At 71.8% G+C, this 20,103-nt stretch carries 18 protein-coding genes; 12 read left to right on the top strand and 6 right to left on the bottom strand.

All coding sequences use genetic code 11. From position 1 onward, the window contains the following. A partial coding sequence (locus tag BMY61_RS31385) for a M20 metallopeptidase family protein (RefSeq protein ID WP_083555230.1) occupies window positions 1-1,112 on the top strand: 1,112 nt, incomplete at its 5' end. A 37-nt stretch (window positions 1,113-1,149) separates the two neighbouring features. Here BMY61_RS31385 and BMY61_RS31380 read toward each other — a convergent pair. The 3 genes from BMY61_RS31380 to BMY61_RS31370 all read right to left on the bottom strand — a co-directional run bounded on the left by BMY61_RS31380 (window position 1,150) and on the right by BMY61_RS31370 (window position 5,509). Further along, the gene (locus BMY61_RS31380; protein WP_143094612.1) at window positions 1,150-1,923 is read right to left on the bottom strand and encodes a hypothetical protein; all 774 of its coding nucleotides are present in this window, start codon (window positions 1,921-1,923) and stop codon (window positions 1,150-1,152) included. A 113-nt stretch (window positions 1,924-2,036) separates the two neighbouring features. Beyond that, window positions 2,037-3,743 carry a flavin monoamine oxidase family protein gene (locus BMY61_RS31375; RefSeq protein WP_042444587.1) on the bottom strand — a complete coding sequence of 569 codons (1,707 nt, stop codon included), beginning with the start codon at window positions 3,741-3,743 and terminating at the stop codon, window positions 2,037-2,039. Window positions 3,744-3,934: 191 nt separating this feature from the next. Beyond that, the gene (locus BMY61_RS31370) at window positions 3,935-5,509 is read right to left on the bottom strand and encodes an APC family permease (RefSeq protein WP_082014854.1); all 1,575 of its coding nucleotides are present in this window, start codon (window positions 5,507-5,509) and stop codon (window positions 3,935-3,937) included. Between the two features lie 263 nt (window positions 5,510-5,772). Between BMY61_RS31370 and BMY61_RS31365 the strand changes: the two genes are divergently transcribed. Both BMY61_RS31365 and BMY61_RS31360 read left to right on the top strand, forming a co-directional pair. Then, window positions 5,773-7,146 (top strand): NAD(P)/FAD-dependent oxidoreductase, encoded by a 1,374-nt coding sequence (locus BMY61_RS31365; RefSeq protein WP_052438487.1) that lies wholly within the window; start codon window positions 5,773-5,775, stop codon window positions 7,144-7,146. Window positions 7,147-7,195: 49 nt separating this feature from the next. Further along, complete coding sequence (locus tag BMY61_RS31360; RefSeq protein ID WP_042444591.1) at window positions 7,196-7,726, top strand: Lrp/AsnC family transcriptional regulator; 531 nt, start codon at window positions 7,196-7,198, stop codon at window positions 7,724-7,726. 136 nt (window positions 7,727-7,862) lie between these two features. Here the strand turns inward: BMY61_RS31360 and BMY61_RS31355 are convergent, their stop codons facing one another. Continuing rightward, on the bottom strand, window positions 7,863-8,726 hold the full coding sequence (locus BMY61_RS31355) for an LLM class flavin-dependent oxidoreductase (RefSeq protein WP_042444593.1): 864 nt from the start codon (window positions 8,724-8,726) through the stop codon (window positions 7,863-7,865). A gap of 83 nt (window positions 8,727-8,809) precedes the next feature. Between BMY61_RS31355 and BMY61_RS31350 the strand changes: the two genes are divergently transcribed. The 5 genes from BMY61_RS31350 to era all read left to right on the top strand — a co-directional run bounded on the left by BMY61_RS31350 (window position 8,810) and on the right by era (window position 11,610). Beyond that, window positions 8,810-9,295 carry a GNAT family N-acetyltransferase gene (locus tag BMY61_RS31350; protein WP_052438488.1) on the top strand — a complete coding sequence of 162 codons (486 nt, stop codon included), beginning with the start codon at window positions 8,810-8,812 and terminating at the stop codon, window positions 9,293-9,295. A 43-nt stretch (window positions 9,296-9,338) separates the two neighbouring features. Then, window positions 9,339-9,692, top strand: a complete 354-nt coding sequence (locus BMY61_RS31345) for a cytidine/deoxycytidylate deaminase family protein (protein ID WP_042444595.1) — start codon at window positions 9,339-9,341, stop codon at window positions 9,690-9,692. A gap of 73 nt (window positions 9,693-9,765) precedes the next feature. After that, window positions 9,766-9,927 (top strand): hypothetical protein, encoded by a 162-nt coding sequence (locus BMY61_RS46605; protein ID WP_161791218.1) that lies wholly within the window; start codon window positions 9,766-9,768, stop codon window positions 9,925-9,927. Between the two features lie 88 nt (window positions 9,928-10,015). After that, window positions 10,016-10,648 (top strand): Uma2 family endonuclease, encoded by a 633-nt coding sequence (locus BMY61_RS31340; protein ID WP_143094611.1) that lies wholly within the window; start codon window positions 10,016-10,018, stop codon window positions 10,646-10,648. Window positions 10,649-10,683: 35 nt separating this feature from the next. Further along, the gene (gene era / locus BMY61_RS31335; protein ID WP_042444599.1) at window positions 10,684-11,610 is read left to right on the top strand and encodes a GTPase Era; all 927 of its coding nucleotides are present in this window, start codon (window positions 10,684-10,686) and stop codon (window positions 11,608-11,610) included. 150 nt (window positions 11,611-11,760) lie between these two features. On the opposite strand, the gene BMY61_RS31330 is transcribed toward era, so the two are convergent. Beyond that, complete coding sequence (locus tag BMY61_RS31330) at window positions 11,761-12,771, bottom strand: LacI family DNA-binding transcriptional regulator (RefSeq protein ID WP_042444821.1); 1,011 nt, start codon at window positions 12,769-12,771, stop codon at window positions 11,761-11,763. A 223-nt stretch (window positions 12,772-12,994) separates the two neighbouring features. Here BMY61_RS31330 and BMY61_RS31325 point away from each other — a divergent pair, with 223 nt between their 5' ends. Genes BMY61_RS31325 through BMY61_RS31315 form a run of 3 tightly spaced genes read left to right on the top strand, consistent with a single transcriptional unit; the run spans window position 12,995 to window position 17,520 of the window. Beyond that, on the top strand, window positions 12,995-14,254 hold the full coding sequence (locus BMY61_RS31325; RefSeq protein WP_042444822.1) for an MFS transporter: 1,260 nt from the start codon (window positions 12,995-12,997) through the stop codon (window positions 14,252-14,254). A gap of 34 nt (window positions 14,255-14,288) precedes the next feature. Then, window positions 14,289-14,987 carry an alpha/beta fold hydrolase gene (locus BMY61_RS31320; protein ID WP_042444601.1) on the top strand — a complete coding sequence of 233 codons (699 nt, stop codon included), beginning with the start codon at window positions 14,289-14,291 and terminating at the stop codon, window positions 14,985-14,987. A 55-nt stretch (window positions 14,988-15,042) separates the two neighbouring features. Beyond that, on the top strand, window positions 15,043-17,520 hold the full coding sequence (locus tag BMY61_RS31315) for a beta-glucosidase family protein (protein WP_236655920.1): 2,478 nt from the start codon (window positions 15,043-15,045) through the stop codon (window positions 17,518-17,520). A 105-nt stretch (window positions 17,521-17,625) separates the two neighbouring features. Here BMY61_RS31315 and BMY61_RS31310 read toward each other — a convergent pair whose 3' ends face one another. Further along, the gene (locus BMY61_RS31310) at window positions 17,626-17,892 is read right to left on the bottom strand and encodes a protealysin inhibitor emfourin (protein ID WP_425314718.1); all 267 of its coding nucleotides are present in this window, start codon (window positions 17,890-17,892) and stop codon (window positions 17,626-17,628) included. A gap of 346 nt (window positions 17,893-18,238) precedes the next feature. On the opposite strand from BMY61_RS31310, the gene leuA reads away from it, so the two are divergent. Beyond that, window positions 18,239-20,005 carry a 2-isopropylmalate synthase gene (gene leuA / locus BMY61_RS31305; RefSeq protein WP_042444611.1) on the top strand — a complete coding sequence of 589 codons (1,767 nt, stop codon included), beginning with the start codon at window positions 18,239-18,241 and terminating at the stop codon, window positions 20,003-20,005. The last annotated feature ends 98 nt before the right edge of the window (window positions 20,006-20,103 follow it).

Here is a 20,103-nt window from a genome sequence, read left to right as displayed (position 1 = left end):
TGGACCTTCCGTTGACGCAGGCGAAGGTGTTGGCGGCGTTGGAGGGGCTGGGTCTTGAGGTCTCGGTGGGGGAGAAGCTGAGCAGCGTCACGGCGGTGCTGCGCGGTGGGCGACCGGGTCCGGCGGTGCTGCTGCGGGGCGACATGGACGCGCTGCCGGTGCAGGAGACCAGCGGGCTGCCGTTCGCGTCCCGCATCCCCGGAGCCATGCACGCGTGCGGGCACGACCTGCACGTCGCCGGGCTGGTGGGCGCGGCGAAGCTGCTCGTGGAGCGGCGCGAGGAGCTGGCCGGGTCGGTCGTCCTGATGTTCCAGCCCGGCGAGGAGGGCTGCGGCGGCGCCAAGGTCATGATCGACGAGGGCCTGTTGGACGCGGCAGGGGAGCGGGTGGTGGCCGCGTACGGCCTCCACGTCACCAGCGGCCTGCTGCCCGGCGGCGTCGTCTCCGGCCGGCCCGGCGCGGCGATGGCCGCAGCCGACACCCTCCACGTCACTCTGCGCGGCCGCGGCGGCCACGGCTCGGCGCCGCACGCGGCGCTGGACCCGATACCGGCGCTGTGCGAGGCTGTGACAGCCCTGCAGACGATGGTCACCCGCCGCTTCGACGCGTTCGATCCGGTGGTCGTCACCGTCGGGCACATCCACGGCGGCACGATCAACAACGTCATCCCGGACGATGCCACCTTCGAGGCCACCATCCGCACCTTCTCCGCGGAGGCGCGGGCCCGCGCCGAGGAGGAGACCCTGCGGGTCGTGCGCGGTGTCGCGGCCGCCCACGGCCTGGAGATCGACGCCCGCTACGAGCGCCTCTACCCCGTCACCCGCAACGACGAGACCGAGGCCGAGTTCACCTCCCGCACCGTCCGCTCGCTCTTCGGCGAGGACCGTTTCCAGCCGATGGCGCAGCCGCTCGCCGGGGCGGAGGACTTCTCCTACGTCTGCGAGGCGGTCCCCTCGGCGTACTTCTTCCTCGGCGCCTGCGCCCCGGACCGCGACCCGGCGACCGCGCCGTACAACCACAGCCCGGAGGCGTACTTCGACGACGCGGTCCTCGCCGACGGTGCGGCGCTGCTGGCGGCGCTGGCGCTCGGCCGGCTCGCGCGCGGCCGGTAGCCCACCGGCGCCCGCCCTTCGGGGCCGGTCCCGTGGGTCAGGCCCCCGGGGTGGCGGCGCCCTGCCCGGTCAGGGCGGTGATCAGGCCGGCCATGGCGACGCGATCGACGGGCAGGCAGGCGATGGCGACGGTGGTGCCGGAGCCGCGGACGGTGAGCAGCAGCTCGGTGGGATCGCCCGGGTCACCGGTGGGGCGGAGCTGGACTCGGGCGATCTCGGCGACCGGCAGCTGCATCTGCGCGCGGGGCCCGTCGTCCTGGATGAGGTCACGGCTGAAGCGCAGGAATCCCAGGGTGGCCGAGCCCTGCTCGTCGATCGTGCGCAGGGCCGCGGCGACCCGGCCAGGTGCCCCGAGCTCGGCCAGTTCCATGGCGAGTTCGGATCCGCGGACGATCTGGCGCTGCCCGAAGCCGAAGCTCTCCCGACCGGCGACGTCCACCCCGTAGGTGTGGACCGGGCGCGTCGAGTACCGCGTACCGACCCGCTTGATCCGCACGGAGACCTCGGGCCAGGTGGCGGACCGCCGGACCCGGCCCGAGACGCCCACCAGCAGGAAACCCCGGGTGAAGAGGTGCACCGCCTTGCGGCGGCGGGTGATGACGCCGGCCCCGACCAGAGCCAGTTCCAGCACACCGCCGAGCAGGGCGACCGGGCCCGCCTGCCCGGGTATCTGGATCAGCGCGAGGAGCGGAGCCAGCAGCGGGACCGTCACGAAGAACCAGGCGAGCCCGCTGTAGGCGTAGCTCTCCCGGTAGTCGCCCAGCCCGCGGGCCTCCGCCTCTCGCAGCACTCGCTCCGATGCCGTCGCCACGCCACACCCCCGTCGTCACACGGCTGACTCCACTCAGGAGAAGCAACTGTGACATTGCATCAGCTGGGTCTGACACCGCCGGTCGGCGGGGGTGGGACGACCGCGTGGAGGGTTCAGATCTGAGCGAGGATCTCGGTCGCCGCCGCCTCGCCGGAGGTGATGCCGCCCTCCAGGAAGGCCTGGTCCTGGATGCTGGTGTGCTCGCCGGCGAAGTGGATGTTGCCCTCCTGGACGTGCTCGTAGCCGAACATCGACGTGTAGTACCCGGGCTTGTTGTACGAGTACGCCCCGTAGTGCCAGGGGTCGACCGACCAGTGGTCCTCGTACGCCTTGCCCGTGTACGCCGCCGTGGTGCCGGGGTAGATCGGCTCGATCTGGTTGAGGAACCAGTTCACGTCCGCTGCCGGGGCGGGGCCGTGGGGTGCGCCCGTCAGCGTGTGCTGGGCCGTGCTGCCGCCCGGGAAGGCCAGCAGGACGGAGGGGGCACCGTTAGGTCCGGTGGGGACGGAGTCGTCCCAGGCGACGCAGAAGGCGTTCCAGTCGGTGTAGGCGCTGCCGCTGTCACCCAGCGCCGGCCAGGTCTTGTGCGAGACCTCGACATGGATCTTCGCGTTCTGGCCGAGCACGCCGGCGTTGACGACCGAGGTCTTGAACGCCGAGAGTCCGGCCTGCGAGAAGTCGACCTTCTGCAGTGCGGTGAACGGCAGGGCGAGTACCACGTGGTCCGCCACGACCGTGGTGGTGCTGGTCCGGCCGGGCTGCTGGAACGTCAGCGTGTAGCTGCCGTCGGAGTTGCGGGCCAGCGCGACCAGTTGGTGGCCCTGCTGGACGGTGCCGGCCGGCAACTGCGCGAGCATGCCGCTGACCAGCTGATCGTTGCCGCCGACGATGTGGTACTTCTCGTCGTAGCCGGTCATCGGCTGCAGCTGGTTCTGGCTGTTCTTGTAGAGCAGGTAGACCAGGTTGAGAGCCGACTGCAGGGACGGGTCGCCACCGTACTCGGAGACGGAGTTGGCCAGCATCAGCCGGCCGAAGAGCGTGGTCTGGCCGATGCCGGTGGAGTCCAGCCATTCGGGCACGGTCTGTTGGTCGAGCTTCTGGCCGGCCGCGGTGAAGCTGTTGTACGCCTGCGGCCAGGGTGCGGCCTTGCCCGCGGCGCTGAAGGCGGGGAAGCCGATGGCGGACCAGTCGGCGTTGGCCTGGGCGTAGGTGTAGGGCTTGCCGTCGAACCAGTAGATCTGGTTGCCGGTCGGCAGGTCGCCGCCGTTGGTGATCTCCGTGGTGAGGCCCAGCGTCCGGGCCAGGTTGAGTGCCGACTTCTGGTTGCTGTTGATGAACGCGCCGCCGTGCTCGCCGACGAGTCCGTTGTCGAAGTACCCGCGCAGCGACCAGCAGCGGCCGCCGATGTGGGTGGTGTCGGCCTCGTAGACGGTCGAGGCGACGGGGCCCTTGGAGCTGCTGCCGGTCCAGAGCATGTGCGCGCAGCGGACGCCGGCCAGGCCCGCGCCGACGATGGCGATTCTGGGTGCGGTGGCCGCGCGGGCCGGGGTGGCCCGGCTCAGCGCGCCGAGCCCGAGGACGGCGGCGCCGCCCGCGGCGCCGTAGCGGAACAGGTCGCGGCGGCTCGGTCCCGCCTCCGCGGCCTGTTCGCGGCCCAGCGCGCGGAGGCGGCGTTCGGCCGCCTCCCGCACCTCGAGCGCACCGAGCACGTCGTCCACGGGGACGCCGGTCCGGGCGGATTCCTGATGGGCGGCGAACAGGCGCTGCATGAGCCTGGTCGCCGGTGAGTAGGTCATGGCACGGCCGTTGGTGCGAGGCATGAACCCTCCTGAACTCCGTACGGTACGAAGGCAGGTGCAGGAACAGGTGCAGGAACGGACCGACGTGCGAGGTGCGGTTCGCGCGTGGGCGGTGGTGCGCGGTGCGGTGGTGCGCGGTGCGGTGGTGCGCGGTGCGGTGGTGCGCGGTGCGGTGGTGCGCGGTGCGGTGGTGCGCGGTGCGGTGTGTGACGTCAGCCGACGGACGCGACCTCCTGCTCGGTGGCCGCGCTCACCGGGACGTCGGGGGAGCGGAACCAGGAGCCCTGCAAGGCCCACTGGATCAGCATCAGGACGGCGCCGAGGGCCAGCGCCGCCAGGCCGATGACGGAGACGCCGCCGACCTTGCCGACCAGCGGCAGGGTCATCGAGGTGTGGCCGTAGTTCGGGTCGGCGTAGACGTCGAAGGCGGCGTAGCAGAAGAAGTAGAGCAGCATGATGCCGCCGAGCAGCGGGAAGATGCCCTTGAACCACAGGTCGCGGGCGCTGCGCCGGAGCACCTTGCGGAAGTACCAGAAGCAGGCGAACCCGGTGAGGCCGTAGTAGAAGGCGATGCCGAGGCCGACCGAGGAGATCGAGTCCAGCAGCACATTGCCGCTGATCTTGGTGAGCAGCACGTAGAAGGCGATCGAGACGAGGCCCATGCCGACGGTGGACCAGGTGGGGGTGAGGAAGCGGCGGTGCACGCGCGCGAAGTGGGAGGGGATGGCCTTGTGCACGGCCATGGAGAAGGCGGTGCGGGCCGTCGGCAGGATGGTGGTCTGCGTGGACGCGGCCGCGGAGGTGAGCACCGTCAGGATGAACATCTTGGCCAGCAACCAGCCCAGGCCCTTGGTGCCGAAGACGGCGCCACCCAGGATGGAGAGCACGTCACCGGAGTTGTTGGAGTTGGCGAGTCCCGTGCCGGTGGCGCCGACGCCGGCGAAAGCCTGCGCGGCGGTGGAGACCAGGGCGTAGATCAGCAGCAGCAGACCCGTGGAGATGACGGCCGCGCGGCCGGGGGTGCGGGTCTTGTCGGCGGTCTCCTCGTTGACGGAGACGGCGGTGTCCCAGCCCCAGTAGATGAAGATCGCGGACAGGATTCCGGCGGTGAACGCGGACGCGGAGGTCACCGCGAACGGGTTGAACCAGGAGGCGGAGAGGTGGATCGAGCCCTTCGTACCGCTGTAGGCGCGGACCAGGGCGGTCACCGAGAAGAGCACCAGCATGGCCACCTCGACGCAGAGCAGCACCCGCTGCAGCGCGGCGGAGACCTCGATGCCGATGTAGCAGATCAGCGTCATCAGGGCGATCCAGACGACACCGGCGACGGTGGTCCACAGGGTGCTGGAGGCCAGCGAGTCGAAGCCGAACAGCTGGAAGGTGTAACCGCCCGCGATCTGGGCCAGGTTGGCCATGACGATGATGTCGGCGACGATGATGCCCCAGCCGCCCATCCAGCCGGTGCGCGGCCCGAAGGCCCGTGCCGCCCAGGTGAAGGTGGTGCCGCAGTCCGGGTCGACCGCGTTCATCTCCTTGTACGCGTAGGCGATGAGCAGCATCGGGATGAACGCCAGGATGGTGATGATCGGCGCCTGCAGGCCGACACCGGCGACGATCAGGCCGAGCGTCGCGGCGAGGCTGTAGGCAGGGGCCGCCGACGCGAGGCCGATGGCCACGGACGAGAAGAGCCCGAGGGCGCCGTCGCGCAGCCCCTTGCCGCCGAGGGCGTCCGCCCCGGTGGAGGCGGGGCCGCCCGTCTCGTCTGGTCTGGTGAGCGGTGTGCTCATGGTGGATCCTCTGCCTTCTTCCGGGGCGGGACCGAGCTGGGGACGCGGGGCGCAGGGGACACGCGGACGACTGCACGCGGGTACGACGAACAAACGCTTGTGGGGATCGGTTATAGAAGCGCCAAGAGATGGCTGTCAACGCTCTCGTTCAAGCAAATCTGGCCCATGATCATTGCCGATTCGTTACGGCCGAGGAATATTGACAACCCTCCCGCCGCCGCCCGACCATGGCGCCCGTCCCCGCCCTTTCCCGGGAGGCCCAGATGGAGGGACCGAAGCGGGAGCCGTACTGGCTCGACCGACCCGAACGCCCCGAACCACTGCCCTGCCTCACCGGGGACGCCACGTGCGACCTGGCGGTCGTCGGTGGCGGCTACACCGGCCTGTGGACCGCCCTGCTCGCCAAGGAGCGCCACCCCGGCCTCGACGTGCTCGTCCTCGAACAGGGCAGCTGTGGCTCCGCCGCCAGCGGGCGCAACGGCGGCTTCTGCTCACCCAGCCTCACCCACGGCCTCGCCAACGGCGCCGAACGCTGGCCCCGGGAGATCGCCGCCCTGCAGCGGCTCGGCGCGGAGAACTTCGACGCCCTGCGGCGGGACCTCGACCGCCACGGCATCGACTGCGACTTCCGCCTCGCCGGCAAGCTCTCCGTCGCCACCACCCCCTGGCAGGCCGCCGCCCTGCGCACCACCGCCAAGCTGGCCCACCGGCACGGGGAGGAGGCCGTCCTGCTGGAGGGCGCCCACCTGCGCGACCACATCGACTCCCCGGCCTGGTCCACCGGCCTGCTGCAGCCGCGCTACGGGCTGCTCGACCCCGCCCGCCTGGCCTGGGGCCTGCGGGCCGCCTGCCTCGCCGCCGGCGTCCGGATCGCCGAACACACCAAGGTCACCCACCTCGACACCCGCACCGACCCGCTGCTGCGGCTGACCACCCCCTACGGAGCCGTCACCGCCCGCCGCGCGGCGCTGGCCACCAACGCCTACCCGCCGCTGCTGCGCCGCCTCGGTCTGCGCACCATCCCCGTCTACGACTACGCCCTGACCACCGAGCCGCTGACGGACGCGCAGTTCAAGGCGGTCGGCTGGCAGGGCGACCACGGCATCACCGACTCCGGCAACCAGTTCCACTACCTGCGCAAGACCGCCGACGGCCGCGTCCTGTGGGGCGGCTACGACGCCGTCTACCACTACGGCAGCCCCGTCCACGACGGTCTCAGCCGGCGCGACGACAGCCATCGGCTGCTGGCGGAGCAGTTCCGGGAGACCTTCCCGCAGTTGGGCGAGGTCCGTTTCTCCCATGCGTGGGGCGGGGCGATCGACTCCTCCACCCGCTTCACCATGTTCACCGGCCAGGCCGCCCGCGGACGCGTCGCCTACGCCCTCGGCTTCACCGGCCTCGGCGTCTCCGCCACCCGCTTCGCCGCCGCGACCGTCCTCGACCTGCTGGACGGACTGCGCACCGAGCGAACCGAGTTGACGATGATGCGGCGCCCACCTGTCCCCTTCCCGCCGGAACCGGCCCGCTGGCTCGCCGTCGCCGCCACGCGCCGCGCCCTGGCCCACGAGGACCGCACCGGACACCGCACCCTGTGGCTGCGGACCCTCGACCGCCTGGGCCTAGGATTCGACTCCTGACCCGACCGCGAAGCGGTGATATCGACACGAATCGAACCGGAGACCGACGATGGCCACCCCTGACGCGGACCCGACCGTACGCCCCGGCCGAGCCCCCGCCCTCCAGTTGGACGAGCTCGACCGCCGGATCATCGCCATCCTGCAGACGGACGGCCGCCGCCCCTACAGCCACCTGGCGGAGGAGCTCAACATCCCGCCCTCCTCGGTCCGTTACCGGGTCCAGCGGCTGGAGGAGAGCGGCATCCTGCAGATCGTCGGCATCGCCGACCCCCTCAAGATCGGCTTCGACCGCCTCGCCATGATCGGCATCCGCGTCCGCGCGGGCGAGGCCCAGAACGTCTGCAGGGCGCTGCGCGAGCTGCCGGAGACCTCGTACGTGATCCTGACGGCGGGCCGGTTCGACATCATGGCGGAGGTGATCTGCCGCGACACGGCGCACTTCACGGACCTGGTGACGAACCGCCTGCAGCGGGTGGACGGCGTCGTCTCGACGGAGTCCTTCCTGGTCCTGGAGGTCCACAAGCTCGCCTACGGCTGGGGCGTCGGCGAGGTCGAGGCGGCTTCGGTGGATGCGGACTGAGCCGGTTGCACCACCTCAGGGGCGCGAGGAACTGCGCGACAAGCCACCCACGCAGCCGGCGGGCCGAACGCGCAGTGCCATCCGCACGCCGGTGGTTGCTCGCGCAGTTCCCCGCGCCCCTGGGGAGTGCAACGGCTCAGAGTGCCTCCAGTACCGCGCGTAGCTGAGCCAGCGGCTCGGGGCCGCAGGCGCGGAGGACCACCGTCTGCGCGCCCGCCGCGCCCAGCGCGTGGACGGCCGCTGCCGCGTCCTTCGGTGTGCCGCCCGCGGCGAACGTGTCCGCGGCGTCCCGGCCGAGCCACTGCGCGTGGCCCGCGACGGCCTCCCGCAGCGCGGGTCCCGCCGCCTTGCCCACGCCGAGGAAGGTGAAGACGGTCAGGGTGTGGTCCGCCCCGCCGCCGCCGTGCTCCGCCGCCGCGCGAGCCGCGCGCAGGTCCCCGGGGCCGTGGCCCTCGGCCACGAGCGTGCCCTCGGCGGCCCGGCCGGCCAGCACCAGGGACTTGGGGGAGACCACCCCGGCGATCACCGACGGCACCGCGTCCGGCTCCGGAGGATGGACCAACTCCACGCCGCTGATCGAGAGTTCGCGCCCCTCGACGGTGACCTTCTCGCCCCGCAACAGGCCGCGCACCGCCGTCAGTGTCTCCTCCAGCAGCGCCAGCGGCGACCGTGGCGCGACGCCGACCTGTTGCATCCACTCGCGCACGCCGTGGCCGACCCCGGCCACCAGCCGACCCGGGAAGACGCGCGCCAGCGTGGCGATCTCCATCGCCAGCAGCGCGGGGCTGCGCAGCGGCGCCGGGGCGATGCCGAGCCCGACCCGCAGCCGCTGGGTCGCGCCCAGCGCGACGGCCGCGGCGGAGATCCCGCCGTTCCACCCGAGGTCCTCGACGACCCACAGGTCGTCCACGCCCAGCGCCTCCACCTCCCGCGCGAACGCGGGCAGCCCGGCCGGGTCCCAGGAGCGGTCGTACATCACACCGATACGAAGATCCGTCATGAGCCCACAAGCTAGCGCCCCGACGGCTCCTTCGTCCCGCGACCATTTATCAACCGCCCCCTGCCGTGCCAGCCTTGCTCGCCATGGACACCTTGGACCTCGTCATCCGCCCCGCAGGCCCCGACGACCGCGCCGCCGTGCTCGCCCTCGCCCCGCGTCTCACCGAAGGCGTCGCGCCCTGGCGCGACCAGGAGGCCGCACTGCGCACCGCGCGGGGCTGGCTGTCCGGATCCCTCGACGACGGGGCGATGTTCGTGGCCGAGGGCGCGGGGGAGGTCCTCGGGGTCGTCTCCGTGGCGGTGCAGACGCACTGGACCGGCGACCGGGACGCCTACATCGGGGAACTCGCGGTGGCGCCCGTCGCGGCTCGGCGCGGGATCGGGCGCGCGCTGGTCGCGATCGTCCGCAGTTGGGCCGTGCAGCGCGGGCTCGCGAACGTCACGCTGCAGACGGGCGCCGCCAACGACTCCGCCCGCGCCTTCTACGCGGCGCTCGGCTTCGCCGAGGAGGAGGTCCGGCTGACCCTGCCGCTCGCGGCAGCAGAGCCTCGGCCGGCGACCGTACCGTGAACACGACTGATCATGGCAGGCCCGCAGACCTTATCCTCGTGCCATGAGCGAGCAGTCCGTCGAGCTTGACGCCGAAGACAAGAAGATCATCACCCTCGCCCGGTCGGCCCGCGCCCGCAACGGCGTCGCCGAGGGCGCCGCGGTGCGCGACGAGACCGGCCGGACCTACGTCGCCGCGACCGTCTCCCTTCCGTCCCTGCACCTCAGCGCCCTGCAGACGGCCGTCGCCATGGCCGTGGCCAGCGGTGCGAAGAGCCTGGAGGCCGCCGCCGTCGTCAGCGACGCCAACCACCTCGCCGAGACCGACCTCTCCGCCGCCCGCGACCTCGGCGGCGCCGGCACCCCCGTCTACCTGGCCGGCACGGACGCGGTCGTCCGGGACAGCATCGTCGTCTGAGGCCTCTTGCCAAGGCCGACGCCCCGACTAGGGTCGGGACGTCGGCCGTCGAGCTGTGCTGGGGGAGTGGGCAATGATGAAGGGCATCGCGTTCATCTGCGGCGTGCTGTTCGTGCTCATGGGCATGGGCCACTGGCAGCAGGACCAGAACCCGTGGTGGCTCACGGCGTCGATCGTCGTCGCGCTGTTCACCGTGGTCGGGGGTTTGGGGTCGCTCTTCAAACGGGGGAAGTGAGCCCCTGTCGCGCCTGTGCTCGCCCGTTCGGATGAGTGAGCGCGAAAACCCTCTGGGTACGCTGAAGTGGACGACGAGGATCCCTCTCATGGGAGCAACGATGACCGTCGCGCCGACCGACCCACCCGCGAGCCCGGACGACCCCGAGTGCGCGGAGATCCCGGCATGGCTCTTCCCGCCCGAGGGCGGCTGGACGGCGGAGCACCTCGACCACCTCCCGAATCTGCCCCGCCACACGGAGCTGCTCGACGGGAGCCTCGTTTTCATGTCCCCACAGCGCATCGTCCGCATGCGCGTCATCAACCTGCTGATGTCCAGCCTCATGGCCACCTGCCCGGACGAGCTGGCGGTTCTGCGGGAGATGACCGTCACCCTGGGGAAGCGTGATCGGCCCGAGCCCGATCTGATGGTCGTCCCGGCGGAGGCGGTCGACGACGAGCAGACCACCCTCCAGCCCGAGGACGTGCAGCTCACCGTCGAGGTCGTCTCGCCCGAGTCCGACGTGCGCGACCGCGAGGTGAAGCCCCGCAAGTACGCCGCCGCAGGAATCCGGTACTTCTGGGGCGTCGAGAACGAGGGCGGCGAGCCGGTCGTCCACACGTTCGAGCTGGACGAGGCCATAGGCGCCTATGCTCCGACGGGCGTCCACCGCGGCAAGCTGGAGATCGAGCTCCCTTACCCGATCGAGGTGGACCTCACCGACCGGCGGCTCCACCGCTGAGTACGCGCGCTCCCCGCGTAAGGGAGAATGGCGGCATGAGTTCTACCCAGCAGCACCGATCGGGTTTCGCCTGCTTCGTCGGGCGCCCCAATGCCGGCAAGTCCACGCTCACCAACGCGCTCGTCGGCACCAAGGTTGCGATCACCTCCGACCGCCCGCAGACCACCCGCCACACCGTGCGCGGCATCGTGCACCGCCCCGACGCGCAGCTGATCCTGGTGGACACCCCCGGGCTCCACAAGCCGCGCACGCTCCTGGGCGAGCGCCTCAACGACGTCGTGCGGGCCACCTGGGCCGAGGTCGACGTCATCGGCTTCTGCCTGCCCGCCGACCAGAAGATCGGCCCCGGCGACAAGTTCATCGCCAAGGAGATCGCCGCGATCAAGCGGCGCCCCAAGGTCGCCATCGTCACCAAGACGGACCTGGTCGACTCCAAGCGCCTGGCCGAGCAGCTGCTCGACGTCGCCAAGATGGGCGCGGAGCTCGGCATCGAGTGGGCGGAGATCATCCCCGTCTCGGCCAAGGACGGCCACCAGGTCGACCTGCTGGTCGACCTCCTCGTCCCGCTGCTGCCGGAGGGCCCGACCCTCTACCCGGACGGCGACCTCACCGACGAGCCCGAGCAGATCATGGTCGCGGAGCTGATCCGCGAGGCCGCGCTCGAGGGCGTGCGCGACGAGCTGCCGCACTCCCTGGCGGTCGTGGTCGAGGAGATGATCCCCCGCGAGGGCCGCCCCGCGGACCGCCCGCTGCTGGACATCCACGCGAACGTCTACATCGAGCGGCAGAGCCAGAAGGCCATCGTCATCGGTGCCCGCGGCGCGCGCCTCAAGGCGGTGGGCACCGCCGCCCGCCAGCAGATCGAGGCGCTGCTCGGCACGCCGGTCTTCCTGGACCTGCACGTCAAGGTCGCGAAGGACTGGCAGCGGGACCCGAAGCAGCTGCGCAAGCTGGGCTTCTGAGGTTCAGTTGCACCGCCCAGGAGGCGGAGCCTCCAGGGGCGCGGGGAACTGCGCGACAAGCCACCGACGAGCAGATGGTCCTCATCGAAGAGGGCCATCTGCACAGGGTGGTTGCTCGCGTAGAGCCCCGCGCCCCTGGGCGTGCTGCACCTAACTGCTGTCGCGGACGGTGATCGTCGCGGTGCCGACGCGGTGGGTCTCCAGGGGGGCGTCCGGCTCACGGATCAGGCGGTCGATGAGGTCCGCCAGGAACAGCCCCTGCGGCAGTGCGACGTGGACGGACGTCAGCCGGGGGCGCAGCAGCCGCGCCAGCATCAGATCGTCCGAGCCGACGAACGCGGCCTCCGCCGGGACGGCGATGCCCGCGTCGTGGAACGCCGCCAGGAGCAGTGCCGCGTACTCGTCGTTGTAGCAGAACAGGGCCGTCAGGCCGAGTGAGCGCCAGCGTGCGGCCAGCGCCGCCGCCGACTCCTCGGTGTAGTCGAGGTCCAGCGGTTCCACCCGCGCGCCCGCCGGCGTCGCCGCGCTCCGGACGCCCGACAGGCGCGGCTCGCTGAAGAGCCGCAGCGTCGGGTCGGTGGGCATGATGACGCCGATCTCCTGGTGGCCTCGGGCCACCAGGTGCGCGCCGGCGGTCTCGCCGACCTCGCTCTGGTCCAGGACCAGCGCGTGCGCGCCGGAGACGGGCTTCGCGGCGAGGGTCAGGACCGCGCGGGTGCCGCTGCGGCGCAGGATCTCCACGCCCTCCGGGGAGAGGTCGTCGGTGACGCCGGTGATGACCGCCGTCGGGCGCAGCTCCGCCCAGGCGCGCGCGATCTCGCGGCCGGAGAGGTCGGCCCGGCTGCCGTAGAGGACCGCGGTGTAGCCGTGGTCCCGCAGGCCCGCGCGCAGTTCGCTGAAGAACTCGTTGAACAGCGGCCCGAAGGTGATCTCGGGCGTCGCCATCAGCACCAGCCCGGAGTGGCCGGCCCGCAGCGAGCGGGCCGCGGCGTGCGGGACGTAGCCCAGCTGGTCGGCGGCGGCGCGGACGCGCAGGCGGGTCTTCTCGCTGACCCGGCCGCCGGCCGTGTCGTTGAGCACGTAGGAGACGGTGGCTCGGGAGACGCCCGCGAGGCGGGCGACGTCGGCGCTTGTGGGCGCGGGGAGTGACGTTTCGCTCATGGCGCTCCACATCTTTCCATGCGCCGGGTCTGGTGGATGGCGAAAACCGGTGCTAAACATGTGGTTACACGAGTCAGGTGACACGTGTAACCAATGAGTGAACAAGTGAGCACGCACGACGCGCAGGAGCGGCGCGGGGTCCCCGGACCCCACCGCCGTCACGGCCCCCCTCACCCGTGACGGCGACTCCCCACCCGAGCTCCAGTCCAGAAAGTTGGGCAACGTGGCCCTTTCCGAGTCGACCCCCACCCCGGCCCCGGCCGAGCAGTCCGCTGCCGCCGACGCCGCCGGATCGAGACCCACCAGAGGCCTGCTGCCGCTGCTGTTCGCCGGCAACTCGGCCATGTACGCGCTCTATGTCGGCGTCGGCGGCATCCTGCTGCCGCTGCAGATCGAGAAGATCGCCCCCCACGACAAGGTCGCCATGCTCGGCCTCGTCGCCGGGGTGAGCGCGGTCTTCGCCACCGTCTTCAACCCCGTCGCGGGTGCGCTCTCGGACCGCTCCGGGCGGCGCAACCCGTGGATCCTCGGCGGCGGACTGCTCGCCGTCCCGGCGATGCTGCTGCTCGGCGCGGTGAACTCGGTGCTGCTGGTCGCCATCGCCTGGTGCCTCGGGCAGGCCGTGATGAACGTCTACCAGGCCGCGATCACCTCGGTGATCCCCGACCGGGTGCCCGTCGCCCGCCGCGGCACGGCCTCCGCCGCCGTCGGACTCGGCGTGCCGATCGGTTCGATCCTCGGCGTGCTGGTGGCCAACGGGTTCTCCGGCCACTTCGCCACCGGCTACCTGGTGCTGGGCCTGATCGTCGCCGCCGTGGCGGTGCTGTTCACCTCGCTCACCAAGGAGACCCGTCGGCCGCCCAAGGCCCCGGCGACCTTCGGCGAGCAGGTCCGCGCCTTCGCCGACAGCCTCAAGGCGCACGACTTCCGCTGGGCCTTCATCGGCCGCGCGCTGCTGGTGCTGGGCTACTTCGGCGTCAGCGGCTACCAGCTCTACGTCCTGCAGGACCACATCAGCCTGCCGCACGGCATGAGCGCGACCGCGGCGGCGGCGATCCTGACGCCGGTCTCCAGCGTCGCGATGGTCGTCTCCATCGCGGTCTGCGGGCCGCTCTCGGACAAGGTGGACCGCCGCAAGCTGTTCGTCGGCATCTCGGCCACGGCCTCCGGCCTGGCGGTACTGATCCCGATCAGCAGCCCGACCTTCGCCGGGATGCTCCTCTTCTCCGTCGTCAACGGCCTGGCCTTCGGCTGCTTCTTCGCCGTCGACAACGCGCTGGTCACCCTCGTCCTGCCGAAGGCCGAGGACGCCGCCCGCGACATGGGCGTGCTGAACGTCGCCAACGCCGGGCCGCAGATCGTGGCGCCGTTCGTCGCCTCGGTCCTGGTCAGCGCCGGTGGCTACAACCTGCTCTTCGCCGCGGGCGGCGCCCTCGCCGTTCTCGGCGCCCTGGCCATCCGACCCATCCGCTCCGTCCGCTGAGACCCGACGGGCGATCCGAAAGGCACGTAGGCACATGAAGCTCAACACCCACGAGTACGGCTCCGGCGACCGCGTCGCCCTGCTCGTCCACGGCATGCTGTCCGACCACCGCACCTGGCGCCTGGTGGCCCCGGCCCTGGCCGACCGCGGCTACCGCGTCATCGCCGTCGACCTGCGCGGCCACGGCGAGTCCGGGCGGGGCGAGTACAGCCCCGAGCTGTTCGCCCAGGATCTGGTCGACACCCTGCCGGCCGGCGCCGAGCTGGCCATCGGCCACTCCCTCGGCGGCCTGACGCTCTCCCTCGCCGTGGACCGCCTGGCGCCGGCGCGTGCCGTCTTCTCCGACCCGGGCTGGAAGATCCCGGCCCCGGGCGACGACTTCGACCCGTCGATGTTCCTGCAGTTCGCGCAGGGTGCCACGGCGGAGTCCGTCGCGGCGATGAACCCGCGCTGGGCGCCGGAGGACGTCGAGATCGAGCTGCGGACGCTGGCCCTGTGGGACCCGGCCACCCTCGGCACGATGGGCGCGTTGGGCGGCCGGGACCTGATGCCCGCAGCGCCGGTCGTCCCCTCCCTGGTCCAGGTCGCGGACCCGAGCTTCCTGCTCTCCGTGGAGGACCAGGAGACGCTGCGCGAGCGTGGCTTCGAGGTCCGGGTGGTCAAGGGCGCGGGACACACCATTCACCGCGACGACTTCGAGGGCTTCATGTCCTCCCTCGACGGCTGGATCTGACGGACAGTTGACACAGGCGGCAACAGCGGGGGAGCGAGAAAGGATGCAGGAAACAATGACACTCGAGCACCAGCGTGAAACCGCCGTCGAGGCGGCGCTCGGCAAGCTGGACCTGACCGCCAAGGTCGCCCTGCTCGCGGGAGCGGACATGTGGTCGCTGCCCGCCAACGAGGACATCGGCCTCGGGCGGCTGGTGATGTCCGACGGCCCGGCCGGCGTGCGCGGGGAGAACTGGACGCCGGACGACCCGTCGGTGTCCGTGCCGTCGCCGACGGCGCTCGCCGCGACGTGGAATCCGGAGCTGGCCCACCGCACGGGGCAGTTGCTGGCGCAGGAGGCCCGTCGCAAGGGCGCGCACGTCGTGCTGGCACCCACGGTCAACCTGCACCGCAGCCCGCGCGGCGGCCGGCACTTCGAGGCGTACTCGGAGGACCCGCTGCTCACCGGTGAGCTCGGCGCGGCCTTCGTGGCGGGCGTGCAGTCCGGCGGCGTGGGCACCACGCCCAAGCACTTCGTCGGCAACGACTCCGAGACCGACCGCTTCACCGTCGACATCCACGTCGACGAGCGGACGCTGCGCGAGGTCTATCTCGCGCCGTTCGAGGCGATCGTCCGCAAGGCCTCGCCGTGGGGCCTGATGTCGGCCTACAACAAGGTCAACGGGACCTTCATGACCGAGCACCAGGAGCTCAACAACGACGTCCTGCGCGGTGAGTGGGGCTTCGACGGAATGCTCGTCTCGGACTGGACCGGTGCCCGAGACACGGTGCGCGACGCGCTGGCCGGCCTGGACGTCGCCATGCCGGGCCCGGTCACCGTCTACGGCGAGAACCTGGTCCGCGCGGTGCGGGAGGGGCTCGTGACCGAGGAGACCGTCGACGAGCTGGCCCGCCGCGTGCTGCGGCTGGCCGCCCGCGTCGGGATCCTCGACGGCGCGCCCGCAGCCGTCCCGGCCGCCGCGCTGCCGGCGCCGATCGACGGCGAGGCGCTGGCCTGCGAGGTCGCCGCGGCCGGCACGGTGCTGCTGGCCAACGACGGTGTGCTGCCGTTCGCCGCGGGCGTCGGCTCGGTCGCGCTGATCGGCCAGGCCGCGCAGGAGGCACGCATCGGCGGCGGCGGGTCGGCGCAGGTGTTCCCGACGCGCGTGGTCAGCCCGCTGGAGGGCCTGCGGACCGCACTGCCGCAGGGCACCGCCCTGGCCTACGCCGTCGGCGCCGACCCCAACGTGCACCTGCGCCCGCTCGCCGTCCGGACCGAGTCCCGCTTCCTCGGCCGGGACGGCGCGGAGCTCGGCACCGCCACGCTCCCGGACGGCGCCGCGCGCTGGATCGGGCAGCTTCCCGACGGCCTCTCCTTCGCGGACCTGGCCTCCGTCGAGCTGACCGGCACGCTCGGGCCGGGCCGTGAGGGCACGCACCGGGTGGGCATCCGCGGCGTCGGCCGGTTCGTCCTGGAGGCGGACGGCGCGGTGCTCTTCGACGACGTGGTGCTGCCGGCCGGCGAGGACCCGGCGGCGGCGTTCCTCAACCCGCCGGAGCAGGTCTTCGAGCTGGAGCTCGACGGCACCGCACCGGTCGAGCTGAAGCTGCGCCACATCCTGCCGGAGCGCGGCGGGTTCGCCGGCTTCGGCCTGGTCTCCTTCACCCTCGGCCACGGTGAGCCCGTCGGCACCGCCGACGAGCTGCTGGACGAGGCGGTCGCCCTCGCGGCGGCCGCCGACGTGGCGGTGGTCGTCGTCGCCACGACGGAGGAGGTGGAGAGCGAGGGCGTCGACCGCGCCTCGCTGGCCCTGCCGGGCCGCCAGGACGAGCTCGTCGCCCGGGTCGCCGCTGCCAATCCGCGCACCGTGGTCGTCGTCAACGCCGGTGCGCCGGTGCTGATGCCGTGGCGTGACGAGGTGGCGGCGGTGCTGCTGGGCTGGTTCCCGGGCCAGGAGGCGGGCGCGGCGCTGGCCGACGTCCTCACCGGCGCCCGCGAGCCCGGCGGCCGCCTGCCCACCACCTGGCCGGCGACCGAGGCGGACGTCCCGGTCTGGGACGTCGAGCCGGTGGACGGGGTGCTGGCCTACCCGGAGGGCCTGTTCGTCGGCTACCGCGCCTGGCAGCGGCGGGGCGGTGTCGCCCCGGCGTACTGGTTCGGCCACGGCCTCGGCTACACCACGTGGACGTTCGAGGGACTCGACGTCCGGGTGCTGCCGACGCCGGCGGGAGACGACCCGTATGCGCCGGTCGCGGAGGCGGTGGTGCTGCTGCGGAACACCGGCGCGCGGGCGGGCCGTGAGGTCGTCCAGGTCTACCTGTCCCCGGACGGCTCCGACGCCTCCCGCCCGGCGACCGCGCTCGGCGGCTTCGGCGCGGCGACGGCGGAGCCGGGCGAGCAGGCGGAGGTCCGCGTGGCGCTGCCGCGCCGGGCGTTCCAGACCTGGGGCGAGTCCGGCTGGACCGACCGCGCGGGCGGCTACCGCGTCCAGGCCGGCCGCAGCCTGGCCGACCTTCCCCTGGACGTCACCGCGGAGGTGCCTCTCCGCGGCTGACCCCCGCCGGCTCCCGTCCTGCGCCGTGCCTGGTGCAGGACGGGAGCCGGTCCCTGTCCGTCCCCTCCTGCTGCTCGCGTCCCCTCCTGCTCCTGCGTCCTGCGACTAGAACGCGCCGTTGAGCACGAGCGTGATCAGCGACCGCTGTGAGGAGGTCAGTTGGGGGTCGGCGCAGTAGCCGGTCGGGCGGCCGTCCACGGTGATCGCGTAGGCGAAGTGGTGGGCCTGCGGCAGGCCGTAGGACGGGCTGCGGCCGCATGCCCCGAGGGCCTCGCGCACCAGAGCGTGTATGTGGGGCGCGTCGGGGCGCCCCTCGGTGTCCAGCTGAGCCCAGTGCTCCGCCGCGGCGGACCCGCCGGTGCGGGTGACCATGATGCGCATAGTAATCAGTGTGCTCCGGGGAGCGACGAAAATGGAGTCCCTGCGGGCCTTGACTCTTGACGGTGGCCGGGCCATCCAGGGGCACAGTGGTCCAGACCTCCCGTCTCACCAAGCGGACTACCGGCGGGTTCTGCTCAGTTATGCCGACGCCCTGGGTTACTCTGGGCAGCATCATGCGTAGCGGTCTGCTTCTTCTTAGCTGCCGCGGCGAGGGCCCGAGTTGATCGAGGCCGACTCCCTCGCCGCGGGGGTGGGTGCTGCGCGTTAGTTGATCATGGTTGATCCCGCAGCCGTCGGCCGCCTCTCGGAGCGACGAGCATCAGGAGACCCACCCACCATGAGCCAGCAGCCCTTCAACGAGCGTCCCACCCCGATCACCGCGGCGAGCGTCCGCCAGCAGCCGTCCGGGATGCCGTTCCAGCGCTACGTACCCTTCGGCACCGTCGACCTGCCGGACCGCACCTGGCCGAGCAAGGTCATCACCAAGGCCCCCCGCTGGCTGTCGACCGACCTGCGTGACGGCAACCAGGCCCTGATCGACCCGATGTCCCCGGCCCGTAAGCGCGCCATGTTCGACCTGCTGGTCAAGCTGGGCTACAAGGAGATCGAGGTCGGCTTCCCCGCCTCCGGCGCCACCGACTTCGACTTCGTCCGCTCGATCATCGAGGACGGCGCGATCCCCGAGGACGTGACCATCTCCGTCCTGACCCAGGCCCGCGCCGAGCTGATCGAGCGCACCGTGGAGTCGCTGCGCGGCGCCCCGCGGGCCACCGTCCACCTGTACAACGCGACCTCGCCGCTGTTCCGCCGGGTCGTCTTCAACGCCTCCAAGGCCGAGATCAAGCAGATCGCCGTCGACGGCACGCAGCTGGTCATGGGCTACGCCGAGAAGATCCTGGGCGACGACACGGTCTTCGGCTACCAGTACTCGCCGGAGATCTTCATCGACACCGAGCTGGACTTCGCGCTGGAGGTCTGCGAGGCGGTCATGGACGTCTGGCAGCCCGCCGAGGGCCGCGAGATCATCCTGAACCTGCCGACCACGGTCGAGCGCTCCACGCCGAACGTCTACGCCGACAAGATCGAGTGGATGTCGCGCAACCTGTCGCGCCGCGAGTTCGTCGCGCTGTCCACCCACCCCCACAACGACCGCGGCACCGGCGTCGCCTCCGCCGAGCTGGCCGTGATGGCCGGCGCCGACCGCGTCGAGGGCTGCCTGTTCGGCCAGGGCGAGCGCACCGGCAACCTGGACCTGGTCAACGTCGGGCTGAACCTGTTCTCGCAGGGCGTCGACCCCGAGGTCGACCTGTCCAACATCGACGAGATCCGGCGCACCTGGGAGTACTGCAACCAGATGACGCTGGCCGAGCGCCACCCCTACGTCGGCGACCTGGTCTACACGTCCTTCTCCGGCTCCCACCAGGACGCCATCAAGAAGGGCTTCGACGCGCTGGAGGCCGACGCGGCCAAGGCGGGCGTCCCCGTCGGCGAGTACACCTGGGGCGTCCCCTACCTGCCGATCGACCCGAAGGACGTGGGCCGCTCGTACGAGGCGGTCATCCGGGTCAACAGCCAGTCCGGCAAGGGCGGCGTCTCCTACGTCCTGAAGAACGACCACAACCTGGACCTGCCGCGCCGGATGCAGATCGAGTTCTCCAAGACCATCCAGGCCAAGACGGACGCGGAGGGCGGCGAGGTCACGCCCAAGCAGATCTGGGCCGTCTTCGAGGACGAGTACCTGCCCACCCCCGACGCGCCCTGGGGCCGCATCCAGCTGCGCTCGCACCAGGCCTCCTCGGCGGCGGACGGCACCGAGACGATCACCGTCGACGCGGTCGTCGACGACTCCGACGTCACGCTGCGCGGCACCGGCAACGGCCCCGCGGACGCGTTCGTCGCGGCGCTGGCCCAGATCGGCGTCGACGTCCGCGTCCTGGACTACGCCGAGCACACCCTGAGCCAGGGCTCGGGCGCCCAGGCGGCGGCGTACTGGGAGTGCGCGGTCGACGGCAAGGTGGTCTGGGGCGTCGGCATCGACACCTCGATCGTCCGCGCGTCGATCAAGGCCATCGTCTCCGCCGTCAACCGCGCGCAGCGACAGTAACCACTGACACCAGGGGCGCGAGGAACTGCGCGACAAGCCACTGATGAGCGGATGGTCCCCATTGTTCAGGGCCATCCGCACACGGTGGTTGCTCGCGC

The organism is Streptacidiphilus jiangxiensis (assembly GCF_900109465.1).
GTDB lineage: Bacteria > Actinomycetota > Actinomycetes > Streptomycetales > Streptomycetaceae > Streptacidiphilus > Streptacidiphilus jiangxiensis.
Note: the sequence above shows the minus strand (reverse complement) of the source record. Positions and strands in the feature narration are given on the sequence as shown.

Coding starts and splice junctions, on each gene's coding strand:
- BMY61_RS31375 (WP_042444587.1), bottom strand. CDS start 3,743: ATGCCTCGCACCAACGGCCGTGCCATGACCTACTCACCGGCGACCAGG.
- BMY61_RS31370 (WP_082014854.1), bottom strand. CDS start 5,509: ATGAGCACACCGCTCACCAGACCAGACGAGACGGGCGGCCCCGCCTCC.
- BMY61_RS31365 (WP_052438487.1), top strand. CDS start 5,773: ATGGAGGGACCGAAGCGGGAGCCGTACTGGCTCGACCGACCCGAACGC.
- BMY61_RS31360 (WP_042444591.1), top strand. CDS start 7,196: ATGGCCACCCCTGACGCGGACCCGACCGTACGCCCCGGCCGAGCCCCC.
- BMY61_RS31355 (WP_042444593.1), bottom strand. CDS start 8,726: ATGACGGATCTTCGTATCGGTGTGATGTACGACCGCTCCTGGGACCCG.
- BMY61_RS31350 (WP_052438488.1), top strand. CDS start 8,810: ATGGACACCTTGGACCTCGTCATCCGCCCCGCAGGCCCCGACGACCGC.
- BMY61_RS31345 (WP_042444595.1), top strand. CDS start 9,339: ATGAGCGAGCAGTCCGTCGAGCTTGACGCCGAAGACAAGAAGATCATC.
- BMY61_RS46605 (WP_161791218.1), top strand. CDS start 9,766: ATGATGAAGGGCATCGCGTTCATCTGCGGCGTGCTGTTCGTGCTCATG.
- BMY61_RS31340 (WP_143094611.1), top strand. CDS start 10,016: ATGGGAGCAACGATGACCGTCGCGCCGACCGACCCACCCGCGAGCCCG.
- era (WP_042444599.1), top strand. CDS start 10,684: ATGAGTTCTACCCAGCAGCACCGATCGGGTTTCGCCTGCTTCGTCGGG.
- BMY61_RS31330 (WP_042444821.1), bottom strand. CDS start 12,771: ATGAGCGAAACGTCACTCCCCGCGCCCACAAGCGCCGACGTCGCCCGC.
- BMY61_RS31320 (WP_042444601.1), top strand. CDS start 14,289: ATGAAGCTCAACACCCACGAGTACGGCTCCGGCGACCGCGTCGCCCTG.
- BMY61_RS31315 (WP_236655920.1), top strand. CDS start 15,043: ATGACACTCGAGCACCAGCGTGAAACCGCCGTCGAGGCGGCGCTCGGC.
- BMY61_RS31310 (WP_425314718.1), bottom strand. CDS start 17,892: ATGGTCACCCGCACCGGCGGGTCCGCCGCGGCGGAGCACTGGGCTCAG.
- leuA (WP_042444611.1), top strand. CDS start 18,239: ATGAGCCAGCAGCCCTTCAACGAGCGTCCCACCCCGATCACCGCGGCG.